The 22343-nt window shown below is 33.0% G+C and carries 25 protein-coding genes; 19 read left to right on the top strand and 6 right to left on the bottom strand.

Features of this window, described 5'->3' with window-relative positions; all coding sequences use genetic code 11:
* The first annotated feature begins 2 nt into the window (after nt 1-2).
* From EM308_RS10615 to EM308_RS10585, 8 genes are all read left to right on the top strand, one after another.
* Nucleotides 3-632 carry an MCP four helix bundle domain-containing protein gene (locus EM308_RS10615; RefSeq protein WP_035636619.1) on the top strand — a complete coding sequence of 210 codons (630 nt, stop codon included), beginning with the start codon at nt 3-5 and terminating at the stop codon, nt 630-632.
* Between the two features lie 24 nt (nt 633-656).
* A complete protein-coding gene (locus tag EM308_RS10610; protein WP_035636621.1) occupies nt 657-1217 on the top strand; it encodes a DUF6642 family protein in 561 nt (186 codons plus the stop codon).
* 135 nt (nt 1218-1352) lie between these two features.
* Nucleotides 1353-1913 carry an AraC family transcriptional regulator gene (locus EM308_RS10605; RefSeq protein ID WP_035636623.1) on the top strand — a complete coding sequence of 187 codons (561 nt, stop codon included), beginning with the start codon at nt 1353-1355 and terminating at the stop codon, nt 1911-1913.
* 242 nt (nt 1914-2155) lie between these two features.
* Nucleotides 2156-4570 carry a heavy metal translocating P-type ATPase gene (locus tag EM308_RS10600; RefSeq protein ID WP_035636624.1) on the top strand — a complete coding sequence of 805 codons (2415 nt, stop codon included), beginning with the start codon at nt 2156-2158 and terminating at the stop codon, nt 4568-4570.
* Nucleotides 4571-4628: 58 nt separating this feature from the next.
* Nucleotides 4629-4850, top strand: a complete 222-nt coding sequence (locus tag EM308_RS10595) for a heavy-metal-associated domain-containing protein (RefSeq protein WP_035636626.1) — start codon at nt 4629-4631, stop codon at nt 4848-4850.
* 129 nt (nt 4851-4979) lie between these two features.
* Nucleotides 4980-5420: a hypothetical protein gene (locus tag EM308_RS10590; RefSeq protein WP_035636628.1), complete on the top strand. Its 441-nt coding sequence runs from the start codon at nt 4980-4982 to the stop codon at nt 5418-5420.
* 87 nt (nt 5421-5507) lie between these two features.
* Nucleotides 5508-5717 carry a hypothetical protein gene (locus EM308_RS17885; protein ID WP_081907252.1) on the top strand — a complete coding sequence of 70 codons (210 nt, stop codon included), beginning with the start codon at nt 5508-5510 and terminating at the stop codon, nt 5715-5717.
* A 125-nt stretch (nt 5718-5842) separates the two neighbouring features.
* Nucleotides 5843-6139, top strand: coding sequence for a hypothetical protein (locus EM308_RS10585; RefSeq protein ID WP_035636631.1), 297 nt, complete (start codon nt 5843-5845; stop codon nt 6137-6139).
* Between the two features lie 98 nt (nt 6140-6237).
* On the opposite strand, the gene EM308_RS10580 is transcribed toward EM308_RS10585, so the two are convergent.
* Nucleotides 6238-6789, bottom strand: a complete 552-nt coding sequence (locus EM308_RS10580) for a DUF4494 domain-containing protein (protein ID WP_035636634.1) — start codon at nt 6787-6789, stop codon at nt 6238-6240.
* Between the two features lie 18 nt (nt 6790-6807).
* On the opposite strand from EM308_RS10580, the gene EM308_RS10575 reads away from it, so the two are divergent.
* From EM308_RS10575 to EM308_RS10560, 4 genes are all read left to right on the top strand, one after another.
* Nucleotides 6808-7026, top strand: coding sequence for a hypothetical protein (locus EM308_RS10575; RefSeq protein ID WP_035636637.1), 219 nt, complete (start codon nt 6808-6810; stop codon nt 7024-7026).
* Nucleotides 7027-7252: 226 nt separating this feature from the next.
* A complete protein-coding gene (locus EM308_RS10570) occupies nt 7253-7675 on the top strand; it encodes a VOC family protein (protein WP_035636641.1) in 423 nt (140 codons plus the stop codon).
* Between the two features lie 929 nt (nt 7676-8604).
* On the top strand, nt 8605-9222 hold the full coding sequence (locus EM308_RS10565; RefSeq protein ID WP_035636644.1) for a hypothetical protein: 618 nt from the start codon (nt 8605-8607) through the stop codon (nt 9220-9222).
* A 157-nt stretch (nt 9223-9379) separates the two neighbouring features.
* Complete coding sequence (locus EM308_RS10560) at nt 9380-10300, top strand: hypothetical protein (RefSeq protein ID WP_035639581.1); 921 nt, start codon at nt 9380-9382, stop codon at nt 10298-10300.
* A gap of 118 nt (nt 10301-10418) precedes the next feature.
* Here the strand turns inward: EM308_RS10560 and EM308_RS10555 are convergent, their stop codons facing one another.
* The 4 genes from EM308_RS10555 to EM308_RS10540 form a co-directional block, all read right to left on the bottom strand.
* On the bottom strand, nt 10419-11621 hold the full coding sequence (locus EM308_RS10555; RefSeq protein ID WP_035639584.1) for an IS256 family transposase: 1203 nt from the start codon (nt 11619-11621) through the stop codon (nt 10419-10421).
* A gap of 127 nt (nt 11622-11748) precedes the next feature.
* On the bottom strand, nt 11749-12354 hold the full coding sequence (locus EM308_RS10550) for a recombinase family protein (protein ID WP_035639588.1): 606 nt from the start codon (nt 12352-12354) through the stop codon (nt 11749-11751).
* A gap of 429 nt (nt 12355-12783) precedes the next feature.
* A complete protein-coding gene (locus EM308_RS10545) occupies nt 12784-13350 on the bottom strand; it encodes a hypothetical protein (RefSeq protein WP_035639592.1) in 567 nt (188 codons plus the stop codon).
* A 344-nt stretch (nt 13351-13694) separates the two neighbouring features.
* Nucleotides 13695-15488: a recombinase family protein gene (locus EM308_RS10540; protein ID WP_035639596.1), complete on the bottom strand. Its 1794-nt coding sequence runs from the start codon at nt 15486-15488 to the stop codon at nt 13695-13697.
* An 18-nt stretch (nt 15489-15506) separates the two neighbouring features.
* Here EM308_RS10540 and EM308_RS10535 point away from each other — a divergent pair, with 18 nt between their 5' ends.
* Both EM308_RS10535 and EM308_RS10530 read left to right on the top strand, forming a co-directional pair.
* A complete protein-coding gene (locus tag EM308_RS10535) occupies nt 15507-15974 on the top strand; it encodes an acyl-CoA thioesterase (protein ID WP_051877869.1) in 468 nt (155 codons plus the stop codon).
* 21 nt (nt 15975-15995) lie between these two features.
* Nucleotides 15996-16385 carry a DUF1398 domain-containing protein gene (locus EM308_RS10530; protein ID WP_035639598.1) on the top strand — a complete coding sequence of 130 codons (390 nt, stop codon included), beginning with the start codon at nt 15996-15998 and terminating at the stop codon, nt 16383-16385.
* Nucleotides 16386-16696: 311 nt separating this feature from the next.
* Here EM308_RS10530 and katG read toward each other — a convergent pair whose 3' ends face one another.
* Complete coding sequence (katG, locus tag EM308_RS10525) at nt 16697-18919, bottom strand: catalase/peroxidase HPI (RefSeq protein WP_035639600.1); 2223 nt, start codon at nt 18917-18919, stop codon at nt 16697-16699.
* 450 nt (nt 18920-19369) lie between these two features.
* Here katG and EM308_RS10520 point away from each other — a divergent pair, with 450 nt between their 5' ends.
* From EM308_RS10520 to EM308_RS10500, 5 genes are all read left to right on the top strand, one after another.
* Nucleotides 19370-19747, top strand: coding sequence for an iron chaperone (locus EM308_RS10520; protein ID WP_035641451.1), 378 nt, complete (start codon nt 19370-19372; stop codon nt 19745-19747).
* A gap of 73 nt (nt 19748-19820) precedes the next feature.
* Nucleotides 19821-20186, top strand: a complete 366-nt coding sequence (locus EM308_RS10515) for a VOC family protein (RefSeq protein ID WP_035641450.1) — start codon at nt 19821-19823, stop codon at nt 20184-20186.
* 372 nt (nt 20187-20558) lie between these two features.
* Nucleotides 20559-21254 carry a DUF4145 domain-containing protein gene (locus EM308_RS10510; RefSeq protein WP_231560057.1) on the top strand — a complete coding sequence of 232 codons (696 nt, stop codon included), beginning with the start codon at nt 20559-20561 and terminating at the stop codon, nt 21252-21254.
* Between the two features lie 48 nt (nt 21255-21302).
* Nucleotides 21303-21797: a hypothetical protein gene (locus tag EM308_RS10505; RefSeq protein WP_070261827.1), complete on the top strand. Its 495-nt coding sequence runs from the start codon at nt 21303-21305 to the stop codon at nt 21795-21797.
* Between the two features lies 1 nt (nt 21798).
* Nucleotides 21799-22107 (top strand): hypothetical protein, encoded by a 309-nt coding sequence (locus tag EM308_RS10500; RefSeq protein WP_035641455.1) that lies wholly within the window; start codon nt 21799-21801, stop codon nt 22105-22107.
* The last annotated feature ends 236 nt before the right edge of the window (nt 22108-22343 follow it).

Below are 22343 nucleotides of genomic sequence, written 5' to 3'. Positions count from 1 at the left end.
AGATGAAACAACAAAATAGCACCACTAATAAGACAAAAGCTGCAATTGTTTTTCTAATTGTTATGATTATTATTTTATTAAGCAATTTTTACAGACTGCAGAATTCAAAAAAAGCAAACGAAGATATTAATACCCTATTCAATGACCGGCTGATAGTCACAGATTATATCTTTCAATATGCCAATGATCTGCATAATATAAAAGCATTGGCAATTCAAAATAGTCTTAATGATGCCCAAAAAAAAGCTGCAATTGCAACTTTGGTAAATCATATTCACACAATTGATAAATTATATCTGAAAACATCTTTGACTCCAAAGGAAAAAAATTTCTTTGTCTCATTTTTGGCTTCTTCCACGACTATCGAAATCAATTCAAAAAACTTTAATTGGCCACAAGTAACGCAGTCCAGCGATCAGGCAATTAAAACACTCAAACTGCTATCTCGAATCCAGATTAATGAAGGAAAAATAAAACTGGATCATTCAAATTCCATTCATAGGGAGAATACAACTTGGGGCGAACTTCAAACCGCACTGTTGGTTGTTTTGGGTGCGGCTGCTTTATATTTGCTAATCGCCAAAAGAAAAAAGATAAAAGTTAAAATTCCGGAATCCCCAAGTATGAATTAATGCCAACTGTTATACCACAATTTCATGGATAACGACCAATTTATTTTCTGCCTCGAAGCAGTTCCCGATGTAGAAACTCACGCCATTACCGAAGTGGTAAAAAATCTCGAGCGACTGGCGTTTGAACAGGGTATTGCGAGCATATACAAAACTTGTGATACTATCGAAGGCCTTGAAGATAGCTTGAATGCACTTCTCTATGACGATCACAATTTTAAGGATTACGAAATAATCTATCTGGTTATGCCAGGCAAAAAAAACAACATTTGCCTTAACAATTATTATTACAGCCTGGAAGAAATAGCCGAACTTTTTGAAGGGAAAATGAAAGGGAAAATATTGCATTTTTCGAATGCCAAAATACTGGATTTAAGTGAGGAAGAAGCCCAATATTTTCTGGATATAACTGGCGCTCGTGCTATTTCTGGATATGGTTTAGAAAAAAGTACTTTAAGCAGTAATTCTATTGATAAAGCTTTTTTTAGTTTGTGCCAAGAATATGACGATCTCATCGAAATTGTAGAAGAATTGCATCAAAAACATTATGCACTATGCAAAATGCTTGATTTCAGGTTGTATTATTAGAAATAGTATTCAGTGTTCAGAAAAAAAGCAATCAGTTATCAAATGGACTTCTACCTAAATGCAACCTAATTTAACACTAACTACTCAATGCTGCAAATCACTAATTACTATTCACTAATCACTATTCATTAAAAAATGATTCTTTATATCAAAAATATGGTTTGCAATCGCTGCAAAATGGTTGTTAAAGCCGAATTGGAAAAACTCGGAATAAATCCTTTACATGTCGAATTGGGCGAAGTAACCATCGATAATGATTTGGACACGCAGCAAAAAGAGCAATTAGAAGTTGTTCTCAACGATTTGGGTTTTGAATTAATTGATGACAAAAAAAGTCGGTACATCGAAAAAATAAAATCTTTAATCATCGAATTAATCCACGAAAAAAATAATGACTTAAAAATTACTCTATCCGATTATTTGAGTCAAAACGTGTATCACGACTATTTTTACCTTTCCAATATCTTCTCTGAAATTGAAGGCACAACTATCGAAAAATATTTTATTGCCCAAAAAATTGAAAGGGTAAAAGAATTATTGGCTTACAATGAACTCTCTTTGGGCGAAATTGCGTTCCAACTCAATTACTCGAGTGTGGCTCACCTAAGCAATCAGTTTAAAAAGGTGACAGGGCTATCGCCAAGCCATTTCAAAAACTTACGTTTGGGAGGACGAAAACCGTTGGATGAAGTATAAATTGATTTTTTTTTACGCTGACTAATGCAGATTATCGCAGATTTTATTCTTTAAAACAATTAAAAATCCGTATGACCCGAGTGAAGCGAACAGACGAAGTAATCCGTTTAATCTGTGTCATCTGTGTCCCATACGTAATTTGGGATTAAAACACCAAAGTCATGTAACTCTTTTACAAAAAGCTGTAACTAATTTAGAAATTAACTGCAGAACTTTGTATTGTAAATTAAAACAATCCAAAGATGAATTCTCCTAATAACACATTTTATATTCCGCTGGAAAATGTCGAGAGCGAACATTGCGCGCTTATAGTCGATAAAGGTTTGGAGAAATTAAAGAATATCATTTCTCATAAAGTCGAACTCAATAATAATAGAACCGTGATTACGGTTTCAAAACCCGAAACTTTGACAGATGCCATTCTTGCAATTCGGGATTTGGGTTATGGCGTGACAACAGTTAAGAAAACAATTCCAGTTCTGGATATGAGTTGTGCTTCGTGTGCAATTGGTGCCGAAACAGCGATACAAAACCAACCCGGAATCGTCAGCGCATCGGTCAATTTTGCAACAGCAACTGTAGCCCTGGAATATTTACCGAACATGATTACAGTGTCCGAAATCAAAAATGCGGTTCAAATGGCGGGCTATGATTTGCTCATCGACGAAGACAAGAATGAGTCTGAAACATTGGAAGAAATACACGAAAAAAAATTCAGTGAACTGAAACTAAAAACGGTTTGGGCAGGATTGCTCACGATTCCGGTTGTTATTATTGGAATGTTTTTTATGGATATTCCATACGCCAATCAAATAATGTGGATTCTATCGACACCGGTTATTGTTTGGTTTGGCAAAAATTTCTTTATCAACGCTTGGAAACAAGCCAAACACCGCTCCGCAAATATGGATACACTGGTGGCTTTGGGAACGGGAGTTGCGTATATTTTTAGTGTATTCAATACTTTGTTTCCGCATTTTTGGCATGATAGAGGATTGCATGCACATGTCTATTTTGAAGCTGCAGCGGTAATCATCACTTTTATTTTATTGGGTAGATTATTAGAAGAAAAAGCAAAAGGAAACACCTCGACAGCCATCAAAAAACTGATGGGATTACAGCCCAAAACAGTCACAATTATTACTGCCGATGAACAACAAACTACAACTTCTATTGACAAAGTAAAACACGGCGACATTATTCTTGTAAAACCCGGAGAACAAATTGCCGTGGACGGAGTTGTAACCAAAGGAAACTCTTATGTAGACGAAAGTATGCTGAGCGGCGAACCTGTACCACTTCTAAAAAAAGAAAACGAAAAAGTTTTTGCCGGAACAATCAACCAAAAAGGAAGCTTTCAATTCCGAGCCGAAAAAGTAGGTTCGGAAACGATGTTGGCAAACATCATCAAGATGGTTCAGGAAGCGCAGGGAAGCAAAGCTCCTGTGCAAAAACTAGTTGACAAAATAGCGGGGATTTTTGTCCCAATCGTGATTGTAATTGCCATTATTGCTTTTATTACGTGGTTTATTTTGGGAGGCGAAAACGGATTTTCTCAAGGATTGATTGCTTTTGCCACCGTTTTGGTGATTGCTTGTCCATGCGCTTTGGGATTGGCAACCCCCACCGCGATTATGGTTGGTATTGGTAAAGGTGCCGAAAAAGGAATTTTGATTAAAGATGCAATAAGTCTGGAAATCACCAAAAACGTGAATGCCGTGGTTCTCGACAAAACTGGAACAATCACTGAAGGTAAACCGGTTGTGACCGATTCGCTTTGGATCGAAGAAAATCAAACGTTAAAACAAATTTTGACTGCCATCGAAAAACAATCCGAACATCCTTTGGCGGAAGCCGTAATCAAACATTTTGATGAAAATAACAACATTGTCTTGGATCATTTTGAAAGCATCACCGGAAAAGGAATTACGGCAACGATAGCTGGTGAAAATTATTTGGTTGGAAACAAAAAACTGTTACTCGAAAAGAACATAACTCTATCGGAAAAACTCGTTGAAAAAGCGAATAATTGGAATTCCGAATCAAAAACGGTCATCTGGTTTTCTGATGATAAACAAGCCTTTGCAGTAATTGCCATAGCCGATAAAATCAAAGAAACTGCTATTATGGCCATTAAACAATTGCAGGATTCCGGAATTGAAGTTTATATGCTAACCGGCGATAATGAAGCTACTGCGGCAAACATTGCCCAAAAAACAGGAATTACCAACTACAAAGCCGAAGTCTTACCGGAACAAAAAGCAGAATTTATAAAGCAATTACAAAGCGAAGGAAAAATTGTAGCCATGGTTGGCGACGGAATCAACGACAGTACTGCATTGGCGCAAGCCGATATAAGTATTGCAATGGGAAAAGGAAGCGACATTGCAATGGATGTCGCCAAAATGACAATTATCTCGTCTGACCTCAGCAAAATTCCAGAGGCCATAAAACTATCTAAACAAACTGTTGCAACTATCAAACAAAACCTCTTTTGGGCGTTGTTTTATAATGTCATCGGCATTCCGATAGCGGCGGGAATTTTGTATCCCATCAACGGTTTTCTACTAAATCCGATGCTCGCCGGATTAGCAATGGCTATGAGCAGTGTAAGTGTGGTAAGCAACAGCCTTAGATTAAAAGTTCTTAGTAATTAGTCCTTAGCAATTAAATACAACTTCGATACAATCAATTAAACAATTAAACCCTAAAACAATGAACAACAAAGAAACTTTTATTTTCAAAACAAACATCAACTGCGGTGGCTGTGTGGAAAAAGTAAGTCCGTTTCTGGATAATGCAAAAGGCATTGAAAAATGGAGCGTAGATACAACCAATAAAGACAAAATACTATTGGTAATTTCCAATGGAATTTTGCAAAGCGAAATCATAAATACCGTCCAAAAAGCGGGATTCAAAATCGAAGTTTTGAAATAAATAAAAAATAAAAAAACACAAACAACCCTAAAACTCACATTTTTAAAGAATTAAAACAAATATTCAGTTGTTGTGCAGACTTTTTTTTCTAACTTTATGATTATAAACAACTTTATAAACAACTACATTATGAAAAAGAAACTATTGATTACAGCTGTTCTACTGGGAACCTTTTCATTTTCCAATGCACAAAGCATCGGAGACATAACAAAAGCCGCCAATACTGCAACAAGTGCAGCAAATGCAGCAAATACAGTCGCAAAATCCTTTAATGTAGCAACTATAGCAAATGAAGTAATGGCGTTATTAGGCCCAAAATTAAAATTATCCCAAGCTCAAATCCCGGCTGTGACAGCATTGGTAAACGAAACGCTTAACAAAAAGAAAAATATTTTACCTACATTGACAACCGATAAAGCGGGATATACTGCCAAAATGACTACCAACAGACAATCTTTCCTTACTAAAATGAAAAACACAATCAGCAAGGAACAATTTACGGCACTTACCGCATTATTGCCAAAATCGGCTGCCGCAGTAGCAAATCCGTTGGTACAATTGTTATACTAAAATAATTGCAAATGATTCACTTTAGAAAAAAGCAAAATTTAACCGATTTTGCTTTTTTTATATTATTAATTCAAAAACCCCACTATCATGAACTTTTTTCAAACCAAAATGAGCTGGTCAAACACCGAATTTATTCCATTCAAACTTTGTGTGGCTTCCTTCTATCTTTTCGTTGGGTCATACTTCCACGATTTTATTAAAGATTATTACGTTCCGGTACTTATCATTTTTGGAATCACAGTAATATGGACGCTTTCACTTTGGCTAAAAAAAATGAAAGAAAGCACGAAAGAATAAAATCTCAATTTCAAAAAAAAACAACACAACCATTTGTTTTTCAATTCATTAAATACAAAATAATCGTATTAATTCATAACTTTATAGGAGAAAAACCATTTTGTTTAACTCCTAATTTTTAACTCATGTATATCGTTCGTGAAATTTTTTATCTGCAATTTGGCCGTTATAAAGATGCCAAAGTTTTGATTGATGAAGCCATGAAGGGCGGATTGATGCCACAAACAACCGGAAACCGGGTTTTGACCGACTTTACCGGTGAAAGTTACCGACTGATTTTCGAATCATCTTATGCCACACTTGCCGATTTTGAAAAAGAACTCGCCAAAGATATGGGCGCAGCAAATTGGAAAGAATGGTATGAAAAATTTAAAGCCTTAGTACGCCATTCCGAAAGGGAAATCCTCAAACAAATTTCCTGAAATAATTTTATTTAAATGCCACAGATTAAAGGGATTCAAAAGATTAATCTGTGAAAATCCGTCTAATCTGTGGCATAAAATAAAAGGCAATCAGTCATTTAGTTATTTTCCTCCAAATAAGCTGGATCAAATTCCATCGTATCCTCAACCTCAGCAATTACTGGTTTGGAAGCTTTCAATACATTGAATCTTTCAAATTTTTCAGACTCCTCTTCATCTCCACTAAAATAAGGAAAAACATCCATAATAGGAGATTCAGAAATTGCAGGAATCGTATATTCCCCCATCGTATTTTTCATAACATGAACCGTGTTGTCAAAAGCCTCTCTAACATCATTGCCCTGTACCAACAAATACATATTCGACTTTCTTTCCTTCCCACTCTCTTCATCATAAGCCATCAAAGAAACCTTTGATTTAAACCAACGATCGGCATTCTCAAAAGGATGAATCTCAGCAAAATTGGCCACTTTTATATTCGTGATTTTAAATTCCTCATTAATATAAGCCGACATCTCTTCATTGATTCTGCTTTCTGCCTCCGTGTAGGACATCGCATCAACCAAATAAGGCTCTGTAACAACCTTTTGTCCTCCGGTTTCATCCGTTTTTCTATATTTTACTTTACATTCAAACCAAATTGTACTCATCTTTTTACTTTTTTAAGGATGCCAAAGATAGATTTTAAAGAAAAAAAAATCCACATTTCACAAAATAGATATTCACAATTTAGGTTACATTTCCATCTTTCCTTTTTTGGAGCAGAAACATTGGCTTTTTCAGGAAAGATAGTTCCCGCTTTTCGTTGCAATCTTTTTATTTTTAAAGAAAAAATAAAAAGGATTTCCACTGCAATCGGGGCTAAAGAGAAACATTTTGCTTTTTAATAATTTTTTTTTTTACCGCAACGTTCGCAATGAATTACGCAATGAACGCAAAGCTTTGTGAACTTTGCGTTTCCTTTGCGAACCTTGCTGTTAAATTCTATCCAATTTTTCACGACTTAAAAAAAAACAATAAACTATACTACAACAATTTAACTACTTATTTTCCTTATCTTAGTTACCCTAAATCAAAAAACTGAAGGAATCTTTCACTAAAAAAAACATCCTAATGGCAAATGATATTTACCCTTGCTTGTGGTTTGACGGACAAGCCAAAGCAGCAGCCGAGCACTATTGCTCCATTTTCAAAAACTCAAAAATCACTTTCGAGAATTCATTTGTCGTTATCTTCGAATTGAACGGAACCCGATTTATGAGCATGAATGGAGGTCCGATGTTTAAATTTTCCCCAGCCAATTCCTATGTCGTTGAATGCGAAACACAAGACGAAATTGACTATTATTGGGACAAATTAGGAGAAGGTGGCGTCCATAACAAATGTGGTTGGCTCGATGATAAATTTGGTGTTTCATGGCAAATTGTACCAAGAATTTTGGGCGAACTTATGGCCAATCCCGAAAAAGCGCCAAAAGTAGTTGAAGCATTCATGCAAATGACCAAATTTGACATTCAAAAACTCCTTGACGCATAATTTTTTAAACCATTAAGATAGTAAGAAAATTAAGTCGCAATCTTCTTAATGAAACTTAATATCTTAATGGTTCATTTTTATATGCATTTATGTTTAAAAAATCTGTGGGAATCCGTTTAATCTGTGGTCAATCTCTTAAAGCTTACGCCTCGAACTTTGTCAATGTAAAAATCCAAGTTATCTTTGCGTGAAAAGCATTTAAAACAAAACCTATGGCTACATTTAGCAAACAATGTAGCTATCTTATAATTAGTCATTTCACAACAGCAATATTATCAAATAGTTACAAAACACCACATCACAACCAACTAATAACTAAAGCATTAATATTAAATAAAGCTAACCCCTGATTTTATTAGCATAACAAGGGATTCTTAATGGTGGTGGTGTTAGTCGATACGTGCTAGTAGGGTTTTCTAAAAATTGAATTTTTATATGATACTCCCTATAATAAGTGTCTATATTTTTTTTATCGATTAAATAAGAAAGTTTACATAAATTCTGGTTATTATTTTGATTTTTTAGGCGGGGGTAGCCCTCTACAAAATAAGGGGGTGGGGAGGTCATTTATTAATGATTTGATTTTTAAATCTATCCTCATAGACATTAAAATTTCTATTTGATATATCAGTATCACTTTATGCTAATTGCGGTGTATATGTATAAATAATGATATTCTAGAGGATGTTTTTTTAATTAAATGATAGATTAATCAAAACATATAAATAGCCGAACCACCTAACAACAAATTAAAAGCCCCTTTGATGATTTATAATGAAAAAAGAATATATTTGAAAATAAATATTATGTATTCCAATTACATATATCTACCCTGAAATGGATGGCTTTGTGTTTTTGTCACACAGTCACACAGATATTCAAGTTGGTGGCTAGCATAAAGAAAAACGACTTATATAAAAAAGAAAAAAATGATAAAAAAAATTGAATTTTTCAGACCTATAAGATATGAATATGATAGTCACGGATATCCAAGAAGGGTTTGTACCAATCAACAACATTTACGCTTTCAGTTACTTATTAAAACCATTTCCGAAGAGTTTTTGATATACATTTTTGCAACTCCCGCATATTGTGATTTTGAATCTGAATTAGAACAAGATTTTGAAGAATCTAATGAATATGATTTAGAATTTGTAAATCCCGAAGCGTTTGATAATATAGAAAATTACATTATGGTGTTTGAAGACAAACAATTACCTGAACACCCTACCTCCTCTCTTGTTTCAATGAAAAATATTTTGGAACACTCAATTGAATTTATGAAGACTAAAATGAAACATCAAATTAAAAAATTTGATATTGAGTATGTTTCAGAAGTAGATTACGATGAGGAATATTACACAGAAGAAATGTATGACTATGACAAAAAAATGAAATTGGAAGAAATATTATCCCCTTCAATTAACATAAAAGAAAAAATAGAATTTTGTCAAAAAATGTTAAACAAACAAATTGTTTTTAATCAAGAATATAAAAGTGAAAGTGAAAAACGTCTAAACAATTTATATAAAAAATATGATTTATGATTTATTGAAAATTAATAAACATGCTGTAAAAAATAATTAAAAGCCATAAAAAAAATATCTTATTTTTTTTCTTTAACAGAAATATTTTATTCAATAATCCAAAATCTAACATAGAACAATAATATTAGATAAAGTATCAATACAAAATTAAATAAAAATGAAAAACATAGTTAAAGTGCTCTGGATACTTGGTCTGCTCTTTGTTGTAGTTAGAGGATTTCAATATAAAGAAAGAGCTAAATTAGCTAAGGAAAGGATTACAGAGTCAATAACTAATAATACTGAAGTAGTAGATGACGAAAATGTAACAACTGAAACAATAGACACCTTAACAGAAGAATCTAATGCTCAAAATAAAATACAATATTATCTGACAAACAAAAATTCATATGAAAATCAAGAATTAAAAGCAATTATTAACAAAAAGACATTTACTTTGATAAACAAGAAAGTTGGTCTTTGTTTCGAAATTATGAAAATAAAGGATTTCGATAAAGATGGTTTTGAAGATGTCTTATTAGAAATAATAAATGGATGTGGTGGAAATTGTTGTGGCAATAGTTATCAAATTTTTAGTTACAACGGTACATCATTTAAAAAATCTAAAACAGTAGGATATGACTGGGATGGTATTGATATTTTACCATCACCTGAAGGATTCAAATTCATTATACAAACCGTTAATGAAGGTGCGGGAAATACAGAAATGTGTAATGATAAAATTGAAACATATCAATTTAAGAATTATGACTTTGAATTAATAAATGTTGTTACAGATAAAAAACTGGATGCAATTACGGAAATAAAGGCAAGCGATTTTGAAGGTAAAGAGGATAAAGAATTATTTCTTTTTTATGATTTAGATGGAGATGGAAAAAAAGATAAATTTACTTGTAAGTATTGGGCAAGATGGGGGCGAATATCTGAATGGAAAATTAATTTTGGAAACGGCAATTGGTACGAAGGAACTTCATCTCCAAAAAGAATAGGAATAATTAATTCTAAAACCAATAATGTTAATGACTTGGTTTTGGACTGTGATGAAATACTGAAATGGGAGGGTAAAAAATATAAGTAGAGTTCTCTAAATCTAAATAGATATACCGTCTAAACCAAAAAAAGCTATCAATTACGATAGCCTTTTTTTATGACACTATCCCATAAAGTGTGTAAGTTGAAAAGTTAAGGCTTGGATTTTATAATCTGAGCCTTTTTTCAAATATAAGGGTAAATTGGTTTAAAACAATTCCCCAATTTTGAATAGGCATTGACCATTTTTTGGTTGCCTCTCTAAGAGCCAAAAATACTGATTTTAATACAGCATCATCTGTTGGAAAAGACATTTTGTTTTTAGTGTATTTTCGGATTTTACCATTTAGATTTTCAATTAAATTAGTTGTGTAAATAATTTTTCTGATTTCGATTGGGAAGTCAAAAAACACGGTCAGTTCGTCCCAGTTATCTCGCCAGGATTTGATTGCATAAGAATATTTAGCTTCCCATTTATCGGCAAAATCGTATAAAGCCAGTCCTGCGGCTTGTTTAGTTGGAGCATTATAAATATGTTTCATGTCGGCAGTGAACTGTTTTCTGTCCTTCCAAACGACGTATTTACATGCATTTCTAATTTGATGAACCACGCAGATTTGTGTTTGAGATTCAGGAAAAACACTTCTGATTGTTTGGGTAAATCCGTTTAAATTATCGGTAGCTGTAATAAGTATATCTTCAACGCCTCGTGCTTTTAAATCAGTCAAAACACTCATCCAGAAGCTACTACTTTCGGTTTTACCTAACCACATTCCCAAAACTTCTTTTTTACCTTCTCTATTTAGACCTACAGCCAAATAAATGGTTTTATTGATGACTTTGGAGCCTTCCCTGACTTTAAAAACAATACCGTCCATCCAAACAATCAAATAAAGGTCTTCCAAGGGTCTGTTTTGCCAAGTAACGACTTCGTTGCTAATTGTATTGGTAATGCGAGATATAGTTGAAGAGGATACTTCAAAATCATATACTTCTTTGATTTGTTCTTCAATATCACTTACACTCATTCCTTTGGCATAAAGTGAGATAATCACATTTTCAATGCCTTGGGCTATGTTTTCTCTTTTGGGAACTAGCATAGGATTAAAAGAAGAGTCTCTGTCACGGGGAACTTTGATTTGTTGCTCACCAAAAGAGGTCTTTATTTTTTTAGTCCCGTGCCCGTTGCGATAATTACCATTACTGGTTTTGTCGTGCTTTTCGTTGTCTAAATGAGCATCAAGTTCGGCATCGAGCATGTGTTCAACCGCTCGTTTGTGCATTGTTTGAAAGAATGAGGTTAAATCTTCTGCATTCTTGAAGGATTTATAGAAATCCTTGTTGTTTAATAGGTCGTCTTTGTCAATCATAACTATGTAATGTTAAAAATAGGAAAAAGTTATTTCCAAAAAATATTTTTGAGCTTTTTGAATTAGCTCAAATATTTTTCAGAATAACTTTTCAACTTACACAGTTAGTGAGACACTACCTTTTTTATTATTCTTTGTTTAGAATTTTGATTACTTTTTGAACTGTTGCTAGGCTCACAGATGAAATACTAGCTATTTTTCTATAACTTAAATCGGGGTGTTGATTAATAGCTTTAACCGTTTGTTTATACTTGTTTAATACTTCATCATCACTAGCACTAGAACCTTTAACCCTACCTTTATATTTACCTTGAGCAACTGCAATTGCAATACCTTGTTTTTGTCTTTCTTTGGATGCTTCTCTTTCCATCATCGCCACATTGGCTAGTACATCCGTTATCATTTTAAACGTTAGATTTGGTTTTCCATTTACTAAAGATTCAATTCCTAAATTATCAACTTTAAGCACTACATTTTTTGTGTTTAAGTATTCAATTGTACTTTGAATATCAAATGTATTACGCCCTAGTCGGTCAATTGCTTCTACCGTAATATAATTGATTGTACCAGCTTCTATTGCTTGTGTTAATTTACTAGCTTCAGGGCGTTGTTTAAATGGAATCGCACCACTAATAACATCGATAAATACTATTTCATCACTATGTTGTTTTATTGTTTGTCTGATAGTGTTTTGTGTTGATGTACTTACTCGAATGTATCTAGCCTTTTTCATTGGAATTGTGTTATTAAGTTTAACACTTCAAAAGTAATACATTCTATTGTTGTACGCAAATAAACTATACTCTTTTTGCATACATAAATTTTAATTTATTTAATACAATTCCATAACCCATGAGTGTATTTTTATCCACACCCTAAATACATACATTTGAAGTTTTATATTAAATGATACACACTCCAAATAACGATATAACAAATTATATTTTTTTTAAAACCTATGTGTTAGAATATTTTTTTTATTTACTAACCAATACTAATTAATAATAAAAAAATTAAATAAGTTTATGATTCATAATTAATATAATTATTCAAAGATTATTTAACCCCGAACCATGTTCAATAAATTTATATACCAGGTAACAAATTTCTTAGGCTAGGTTTATATTAAGTATTTATTCATTTTATATAACCACCATAATTATTAAATATTTGTGATGAGTTGGTTCTGTTTTGCGATGTAGTTAACAAATTGTGTTAAGTTGCGTATCTTTGATACATTAGTATTGGGGTTGTTAAGTATTGTTATATTTGTCTTTGATTCAATCTCTTTTATTCGTTTTATTATAATGTGGTGCGGTGCTGTTGTACCCATATGTAAATGATAAGTATTGCTAATCTTTGGCGATGGTTCTACGCTAAATATGGTATGAGAGCCTTTTAATATTTTTGCAATGGTAGTGCCTAAAAATTGATAAAACGCTACATTGTAGTTGTATTCTAAATTTATAGTTATTTCATTTTTGTAGTTAATGGCTCGGGGTTTGGTTTTGTCGTGAACTCGTTTAGCTGCAAATAAATCAACTACGCTATAATGTATAAACCACACATTACTTTTTTTGTATATTAATGTGCCTATATGTTTGTTATTAGTATTAATTAACTCTTTGATTCTATTCTTTAGTTGTCGATACTTTAATTCTGTAAGATTTTTTGTTTCTAACGCTTGTAATGTATAGTATATGTTTGTTTCATTTGTCTTGGTAGTCATTAGTTAATATTAATTTACCCTCTTATTATTGTAATCCTATTACTACATAGACGTTACTTTTTATAATATTGCTTTGACGTAATAGGTAGCATACATGTTAATTGTAATTCTATTTTTTTTAAAAGTCAACTGGAGTAAAAGCGGTAAAGCTTGTTTGCAGTATTATATTCTCAACTTAACTATATGAATACTAATTCATTAAAAAAAACAATCTGCTTTCAAAAAGAACCTCCATCGTTGTTTTTTGCATTTTTAGCGTTGTTTTTTTATTAAGTTAATTATTTACCCATTTTTATTTTGATGAATTTTACCCCCTCTTATTGCCCTTTCTATTGTGTAGAAAATTATTTCTTTACAATTGGATAAGTATCTTCAATAAGAATTAAATTATGCTTTGGTATATCAATTAAACCAGTTTCAATTGTATATGGCATAACAAAATTTTCATCATTTAAAAAATTATCATAAGCTTGGTATGTTCCCACCTGATAAGAAGAGCTATATTGATATTTAATCGGCACATTTTTAAGCCCTCTAGTATTCAAAAATAGATTAAGTGGTGTTGCCATTTCAACACCATTTAATTTCAAAAATAAACTAGCTAAAACGGTCTTATTATCCACTTTTGATATAACTATCTTTGATATTATTTGATTATAAATTTCTCTTAATTCAACTCTATTATCTTTTGCATTAATAAGCATTGATTTTGAAAAATCAGAATCATTTTGATTATCAAGTATTTTATTATAATTAAATAATTCTGATTTTATTAAATTAATTTTATTTGATAAAACCAATTCAGTTTTAGTTAATTCATTTTCGCTAGCATCAAACATTGCTATTTTAATTCTATCATTAAGATACAAGTCCAATAATCTTTTTCTTTGAGATTCTATATTATTGAAGTCTTTTTGATTAATACTTAATTCAACTTCAAGTGATTCAATTTTTGCTGGAACATCTTCTTTGATGCTGGTATCTTTTAGATACCTCAACATATCATCAGATGATAATAATGAATCAAATATTGCTGATTCCAAAAGACTAATATTAATCCCAGCATTACCACAACTACCAGCTTTTATTAACCTTGAAGAACATATATAAATTTTATGTCCATTTTCAACAGGTTTATAAATTCCAAAATAATTCCTACCACAACAACCACATGTTAGCAAATCCTTTAATAAGTAGTTATAGGTTGTTAAATAATTTCTATTTGTTTTAGTTAGTCTAATTTCTTCACATTCTAAAAATAGTTGTTCAGTTATAATTGCTGGTGCATCAAGGTATATTGTTTTATATCTTACCCCCTTTTCTTTTGTTTTTGTAATTTCACCATCATATACTTCATCATCTTTCAATTTTTCCCCTTTGTATCTTCTTTTTCCCATATTCAAAGGATTTTTAATTATTTCCAATATGGTTTTATCCGTCCATTTAAACCCATCTGTTTGAGGTTTTATATTTTCATCAATACTTATTTTTGTTGTTCTTGTTGGTATTTCTTTATTATTTAAAATACCAGCGATTACCTTAACACCGTTACCAGCTTTATATAGGTTATAAATTAATTTTATCACTTCTGATTCCGTTTCATCAACAACCAATTTTTTACTCTCATTCTTCCGATAACCATAAGGATAATAATTACTACCACCAGCATTACCATTTCTTGCCGATTGAAATAATCCTGATTTGGTTCTTTTTTTTAATGTATCGGCTTCCAAATCGCCAATTTCCATAAGCATTTGGAAAACAAGTATAAGATGTTTATTTGGTTCTCTATTTTCATCGAGCATTTTGTGTCCGTTGGTGGTCACACAAATTTGTATTTTTTTTGCAATTAAATCTTCAACAATTTGGCGGGTATGTAATGGGTTTCTTCCAAGTCTTGTTAATTCTGTTATATATAGTGTATCATAGTATTTTGGGTTATTTTTAATTATATCCAAAAATTTTGACAATTCAGGTCTTTGTTTGGCTTCCTTATACCCTGAAACTTTTTCATTATAAATATCAATTTCATAATCGATAGTATTATCTTTTTGAATGTAGGTTTTAATGTCCGAAATTTGTCTTTGGTAATCTTGGTCTTCAGTGCTTACCCTAACGTATATTGCAAATCTTTTCATAACCCTAAATATTTTAAAATGAATACAAAGATAATAAAAACCATCAACGACCAATTACAATTCAGCAAACAACTATCTCTTCGCTGGTCAGATTTGGATCCCAATTTTCACTTACGCCACAGCGCTTACTACGATTTTGGAGCGCAACATCGTGTCGAAATTTTAAATCAATTGGGATTGACATTAAAAGTGATGCAAAAAGAACACATTGGTCCAATATTATTCAGAGAAGAATGTGTTTTCAGAAGAGAAATTAACATCTCGGACGAAATTATTATGCAAACCAAAATGGCAAAAATGAAATCCGATGCTTCACGCTGGTCTATTGTCCATGAGTTTTACAGAGAGGACACCCTATGTGCCGTGATAACTGTTGAAGGTGCTTGGATGGATACCAAACTCCGCAAACTAGCCACACCTACTCCACAAGTTGTTGTAGATGCACTCAATATTTTTCCAAAAACAGCCGATTTTATCGAGCTATAATAAATAAAAAAAAATCAAAATATGTTCACAATTACCCAAATAAAAGAAGCGCACTCGAGAGTAAAATCGGGAGCTGATTTTCCAGCTTACATTCAGGAATTAATTGCGTTGGGCGTACAAGGTTATGATACATTTGTACACGATGGTCATGTAGAATATTTTGGAGCCGACAATCATAGAGCGACAGCAAATGAAACATACGAAACCATCGCTGTAGCACCATTTGCAAACAAAGAACGCTTCATCGAATTCCTGGTTATTCACCAAGACGGCCAAACCGATTACCTTACTTTTTGTAATCATGCCGGACAATGCGGAATCGCAAAATGGGCGGTTGACATCATAGAAATGACCTGCACTTATTTTGATATTTCTGGCGCAGCAATTCTAATCGAAAAAATTCCAAGCTAGTTTATTGTTTGTGTTCATTTATTTACCGCAAAGAGCGCAAAGATTTTAATAACTTTATCAATATACCGCAAGGTTCGCAAAGCTTTGCGAACCTTGCGGTTTTCAAAAAAGCTAAACTCTTTGCGCTCTTTGCGGTTAAAAACTATTCTATTGTAAAAAAAATTCAATTCAGGTAAAAAAGATTTCTGCAATTTGAATTAATTAATATAAAAAAGGTGGCCTATTTTTAGACCACCTTTCACAATTATAAAATTAGACTTTAACCTGAATAGTGTAAACCCGTTTAATCAGTGGCATCCGTGGCAAACTGCTTAAACCAAATCAAAACGATCTAAGTTCATCACTTTGGTCCACGCAGCCACAAAATCATTTACAAACTGATCTTGAGAATCCGAACAACCATACACTTCAGCAAGAGCACGAAGTTCTGAATTTGAACCAAAAATTAAATCTACACGAGTTCCTGTCCATTTCAATGCTCCGGTTTTACGGTCATGCCCTTCAAACACCTCTTGAGAACCTGAAGACGCTTTCCATGTTGTACTAAAATCAAGTAAATTAACAAAGAAATCATTAGTCAATGTCTCTGGGCTTGAAGTAAACACACCATTTTTGGATTGATCAAAATTAATATTCAATACACGCAAACCACCAACAAGAACAGTCATTTCTGGTGCTGTCAGTGTCAATAATTGTGCTTTATCAATTAACATTTCTTCTGGCGAAATCGTGAATTGCGTCTTCATATAGTTTCGGAAACCGTCAGCTTCCGGCTCAAGCACGGCAAACGATTCTACATCAGTATGATTTTGAGAAGCATCTGTTCTTCCCGGTGAAAAAGGAACAGTTACTTTTTTACCTGCTTGTTGGGCAGCTTTCTCAATTCCTACACCACCGGCAAGTACGATTAAATCTGCCAATGACACTTGTTTTCCGTCAGATTGTGCGCTATTGAACGTTGATTTTATCCCTTCCAGTGTTCCTAATACTTTTTCCAGTTGTGGAGGATTATTCACTTTCCAATTTTTTTGCGGAGCGAGACGAATACGTCCACCATTTGCACCACCTCTTTTATCAGAACCTCGGAAAGTAGAGGCCGAAGCCCATGCTGTAGAAACCAATTGCGATACAGACAATCCAGATGTTGCAATTTTATCTTTTAATGCATCAACATCATTGGCATCAATTAATTTATGAGTTACAGCTGGAATAGGATCTTGCCAAATAAGTTCTTCTTTTGGTACTTCTGGTCCCAAATAACGGGCAATTGGTCCCATATCACGATGCGTCAGTTTGAACCAGGCACGAGCAAAAGCATCGGCAAAAGCGTCTGGATTTTCATGAAATCTTCTTGCAATAGGCTCATAAATAGGATCCATTCTCAGGGCGAGATCCGATGTAAGCATCGTTGGTGCATGCCTTTTGGACGAATTGTGGGCGTCTGGAACAGAATCGGCTCCCATACCATGTTTAGGCTTCCATTGGTGTGCTCCAGCAGGACTTTTACTTAATTCCCATTCATACCCAAATAAATTCCAGAAAAAGTTATTACTCCATTTTGTTGGAGTCGTAGTCCAAGCACCTTCTAGACCACTACTAATTGTATATTCTCCGCTTCCTGTACCAAATGAATTTTTCCAACCAAGACCTTGTTCTTCAATACCAGCAGCAGCAGGTTCAACACCAACATATTCGTTAGGATCTGCAGCACCATGAGTTTTACCAAAAGTGTGTCCACCAGCGATAAGCGCAACAGTTTCTTCATCATTCATCGCCATACGACCAAAAGTTTCTCTAATATCACGAGCCGAAGCTAATGGATCGGGATTTCCGTTTGGTCCCTCTGGATTCACATAAATCAATCCCATCTGAACGGCTGCCAACGGGTTTTCCAATTCGCGTTCACCTGAATAACGTTTGTCATCAAGCCATTTTCCTTCGGAACCCCAATAAATATCTTCATTTGGTTCCCAAACATCGGCACGTCCTCCCGCAAAACCAAAAGTTTTGAACCCCATAGATTCCAAAGCGCAATTTCCTGCAAGAATCATCAAATCGGCCCAAGAAATTTTTTTGCCATATTTCTGTTTTATTGGCCATAACAATAAGCGCGCCTTGTCAAGATTCACATTGTCTGGCCAACTGTTAAGCGGTGCAAATCGTTGTGTCCCTGCTCCACCACCACCACGACCATCGGCAATACGGTAGGTTCCCGCGCTGTGCCACGCCATTCGGATAAAGAATGGTCCATAATGACCATAATCTGCAGGCCACCAATCTTGAGAGTCCGTCATCAAATCAAAAAGATCTTTCTTTACTGCATTCAAATCAAGACTGTTAAAAGCCTCGGCATAATCAAAATTTTCACCCATCGGATTTGAAAGCGATGAGTGCTGACGAAGAATATTTAATTTTAACTGATTAGGCCACCAATCGTTGTTTCTGGTTCCTGATCCTGCACTTTGTTTTGGAGCTCCTCCAGAGAAAGGACATTTGCCTTCCCCGCTAATTTTTCCATTGTGGTTGTTTTCCATCGTATATTGTTTTTAAAAAGTTTCTCAACGAATTTACCAATTTTAATTTTATTAAAATTAGAAATTCAATAGATAAAAACTATAACGGTAATCCAAAACTGCATTTTAGAACAATTCTAAATTTGAACTAACTACTTTTAATTAGTAATTTTACATGATAGAAAATTATTTCTGTAAATGCCTGTAATACAAATAAAATGAACCACCAAAATCAATTTTAAAATTCGTAAATTGTGATTGTTTATTTTTACCCCATCAAAACTTATTGTCATTGGTTTAAAAATTTGTCTACGATATTAACTCATAATATAGTTATACGATAGAATTAAAACATTATAGTCAATTTTGGCCAATTTCTCATAATAATCCGATGTTTTTGTCTCTTATTTTTGAAGATTCAATACTATTTAACGCTTTGCTTAGACCGCTCACAAATAATTTTTATATTTTATGAAAACTGATTATACTTCTGTCGACGAATACATTCAGACTTTCCCAAAAGAAACACAATCAATTTTGAAAAAAATTCGTGTTCTCATCACAAAAAATGCTCCAGAAGCCGTCGAAAGTATCTCTTACGGAATGCCTTCCTACAAGACCTATGGAAGACCTCTGGTTTATTTTGCTGCCTATAAAAAACATATTGGATTTTATGCAACTCCCACAGGTCATACTGAGTTTACCGAAGAACTCGCAAATTACAAGCGCGGAAAAGGTTCTGTTCAATTTCCGTTGGACCGTCCTATTCCATACTGGCTGATAGAACAAATTGTTATCTTTAGGGTGAAAGAAAATAAGGATAAAGTCGCTAAGATTCTAAGATACTAAGATTCTGAGTTTTGACCCTCAACTTAAAATCTTAGTAACTTAGAATCTATGAAACTTAGCAACTCAAAAAAAAATGAACCACAAAGCCAAATCAATCAGACCTTTTATAGGTTCCAAAGATTTTCAGATTTCGAGACAATTTTATCAGGACTTGGGATTCAAGGAAATCGTTTTGGCTCCTAATTTCTCCTATTTCGAAACCAAAGGAATTGGATTTTATCTGCAAGATGCCAACGTCAAAGACTGGATAGATAATACCATGCTTTTTTTGGAAGTCGAAGATGTGAACCAATTTTGGACAGCACTTTTAAGTTTGGATCTTCCTTCAAAATATGAAAACGTAAGATTGGTACCCATCCGGGAAATGCCTTGGGGCAAAGAATGTTTTATTCATGACCCTTCGGGGATTTTGTGGCATGTTGGAGAGTTTTATAAATGATTTGGAGCTGTTTACTTAGTCCGTTCGCTTCGCTCGTTCTTTACTGTTCGCTAATTCCCGATTAATAAAAACTTCCGAAAAAGCCTTGTTTTTCTAAATCGAGAGATACCACTTCTATCAGAGCCAGGGCATTGTTTTCATAAGAGTAGTTGATTTCTAAATTAGACTAATCGTAATTTCAAATGAAAACAAACCTATTGTTACCTCCACTCCCACACACCCATAAGAACGAAAATATTCAATAAACATAAAACACCTTGAATAATTTGTAAGTATTAATATGTATATTTGGTTTTGAGAAAAATATGCATTTCATCACGTCTATAAATCCAATTTGGATTAAATAGACATGAAAGAGTCACACATACTTAAATGTTAGCAACAATTTTAGAAAACACTACATCACATATGAAACATATTGCTCCAACATTAAAACAAAAATCTTTTCATTGTCCAAATTGTGGAGTCTTTGCTGAACAAACTTGGACAAGAACTGTTTCTGGAAATTACATAAGAACTCAACCAAACGGACAACAGATGAGTGAAAATTTTTCATTAACAAACTATAGTGTGGCAAAATGTACTCATTGTGAAAACTTCTCTATATGGTTAGTTAACAAAATGGTTTATCCACTTTCAGGAAGTGTTGAAATGGCAAATCCAGATTTACCAGAAGATATAAAAAATGATTATAATGAAGCCAAAGACATTGTAAATATTTCACCTCGTGGCGCAGCAGCACTTTTACGACTTGCTGTTCAAAAACTTTGTATTCATTTAGGCGAAAAAGGAACAAACATAAATGATGACATAAAAAGTTTAGTACGGAAAGGATTGCCAGAGGCAATGCAACAAGCTCTCGATAGCGTCCGTGTTGTTGGTAATAATGCAGTTCATCCAGGGACAATTGACTTGAATGATAATATTGAAATTGCATATGCACTATTTGGTTTCGTAAATATTATATGTGAAATGCTTATAAGTCAACCGAAAAAAGTAAAAGAATATTATGAAAAACACATACCTGAAGGAATTAGAATTGGAATTGAAAAACGAGATACTAAATAAAAACTGCTGCTAACAGACAAGGTTTTGTTGCGTGTAATATTACCCAAAATGAATATAAAATTAACAGTTGAAGATTTAATAAACTATCTAAATTCAGGTTTTGAAATAATTATGGAATCTGATTTAGTCAGTTTATTATTTCATTGTTTTTTAACTAATAATTCCGAAGTTATAAACAAAATTCATTCCGAAACTCGAGTTTTAAATTCAGATGGATTACATATAGATTTAGTAATTGGAGAAATAACTTTAGAAAGTAAAAGACCTTCTGTTATACCTGAATTACTAATTGAATGTAAAATATTTGGTAATGGTTTTACAAATAGTCAATTGTCCAAAAGATTCACATATCTAAAGGAAGACATTTCTAAACTGAATGAAATAAGACATGAAGTACCTAAATACTTAATCGTCTATGATTATTGCGATTATTTGAATGACTTAAGAAGAACGGAACTACTTCAATTAAAAAATAATATAAATAAAGATATTTCTATTTTCTTAATCTACAAAAAAGACAAATTCAATTATAAAATTCTGTAAAATGGCAATTAGAAAAAGTAAACAAGAATCATTTGAAATTAATGGGAAAATAGAAGAAATTAGACAAAGAGTTGAAAGAGCTTTAAGCAATGGAAATTTTACTTCCATAATCACTAACAATCTATTAAATCATATAACTGGAAACTACAAAAAGTTTTCAGTATGGGGAGAGATAAAAATAACATTGAGTGAAAACCACGAAAAAACTAAAATTGATATAGTATCAACAGCAAATTCAGATAATATTTTTGCACTATTTAGTTCACCAAACGACAAGATTTTGAGTGCTTTTAAGGATAACTTTAAATAAACACTAGAAATAGTTTCACTGGATACGTAGTACCTACAATGAAACTCCCGTTGAACAAATCAGTTGTGATTCTGTAGCTATGGAGTTATCATAAAGTTTTTAGAAATATTTTCAAGAGGATTTTACATCCTCTTTTTTTTTAGCAAAAGAAAGTAGCTTTACCTTATTCTCCTCTCAATCACCCAATTTACAACTCCTACAATTCAAAGCCAAACACTCTTTCCCCTACGTATTTC

It is taken from the genome of Flavobacterium gilvum (genome assembly GCF_001761465.1).
Lineage (GTDB): Bacteria > Bacteroidota > Bacteroidia > Flavobacteriales > Flavobacteriaceae > Flavobacterium > Flavobacterium gilvum.
Note: the sequence above shows the minus strand (reverse complement) of the source record. Positions and strands in the feature narration are given on the sequence as shown.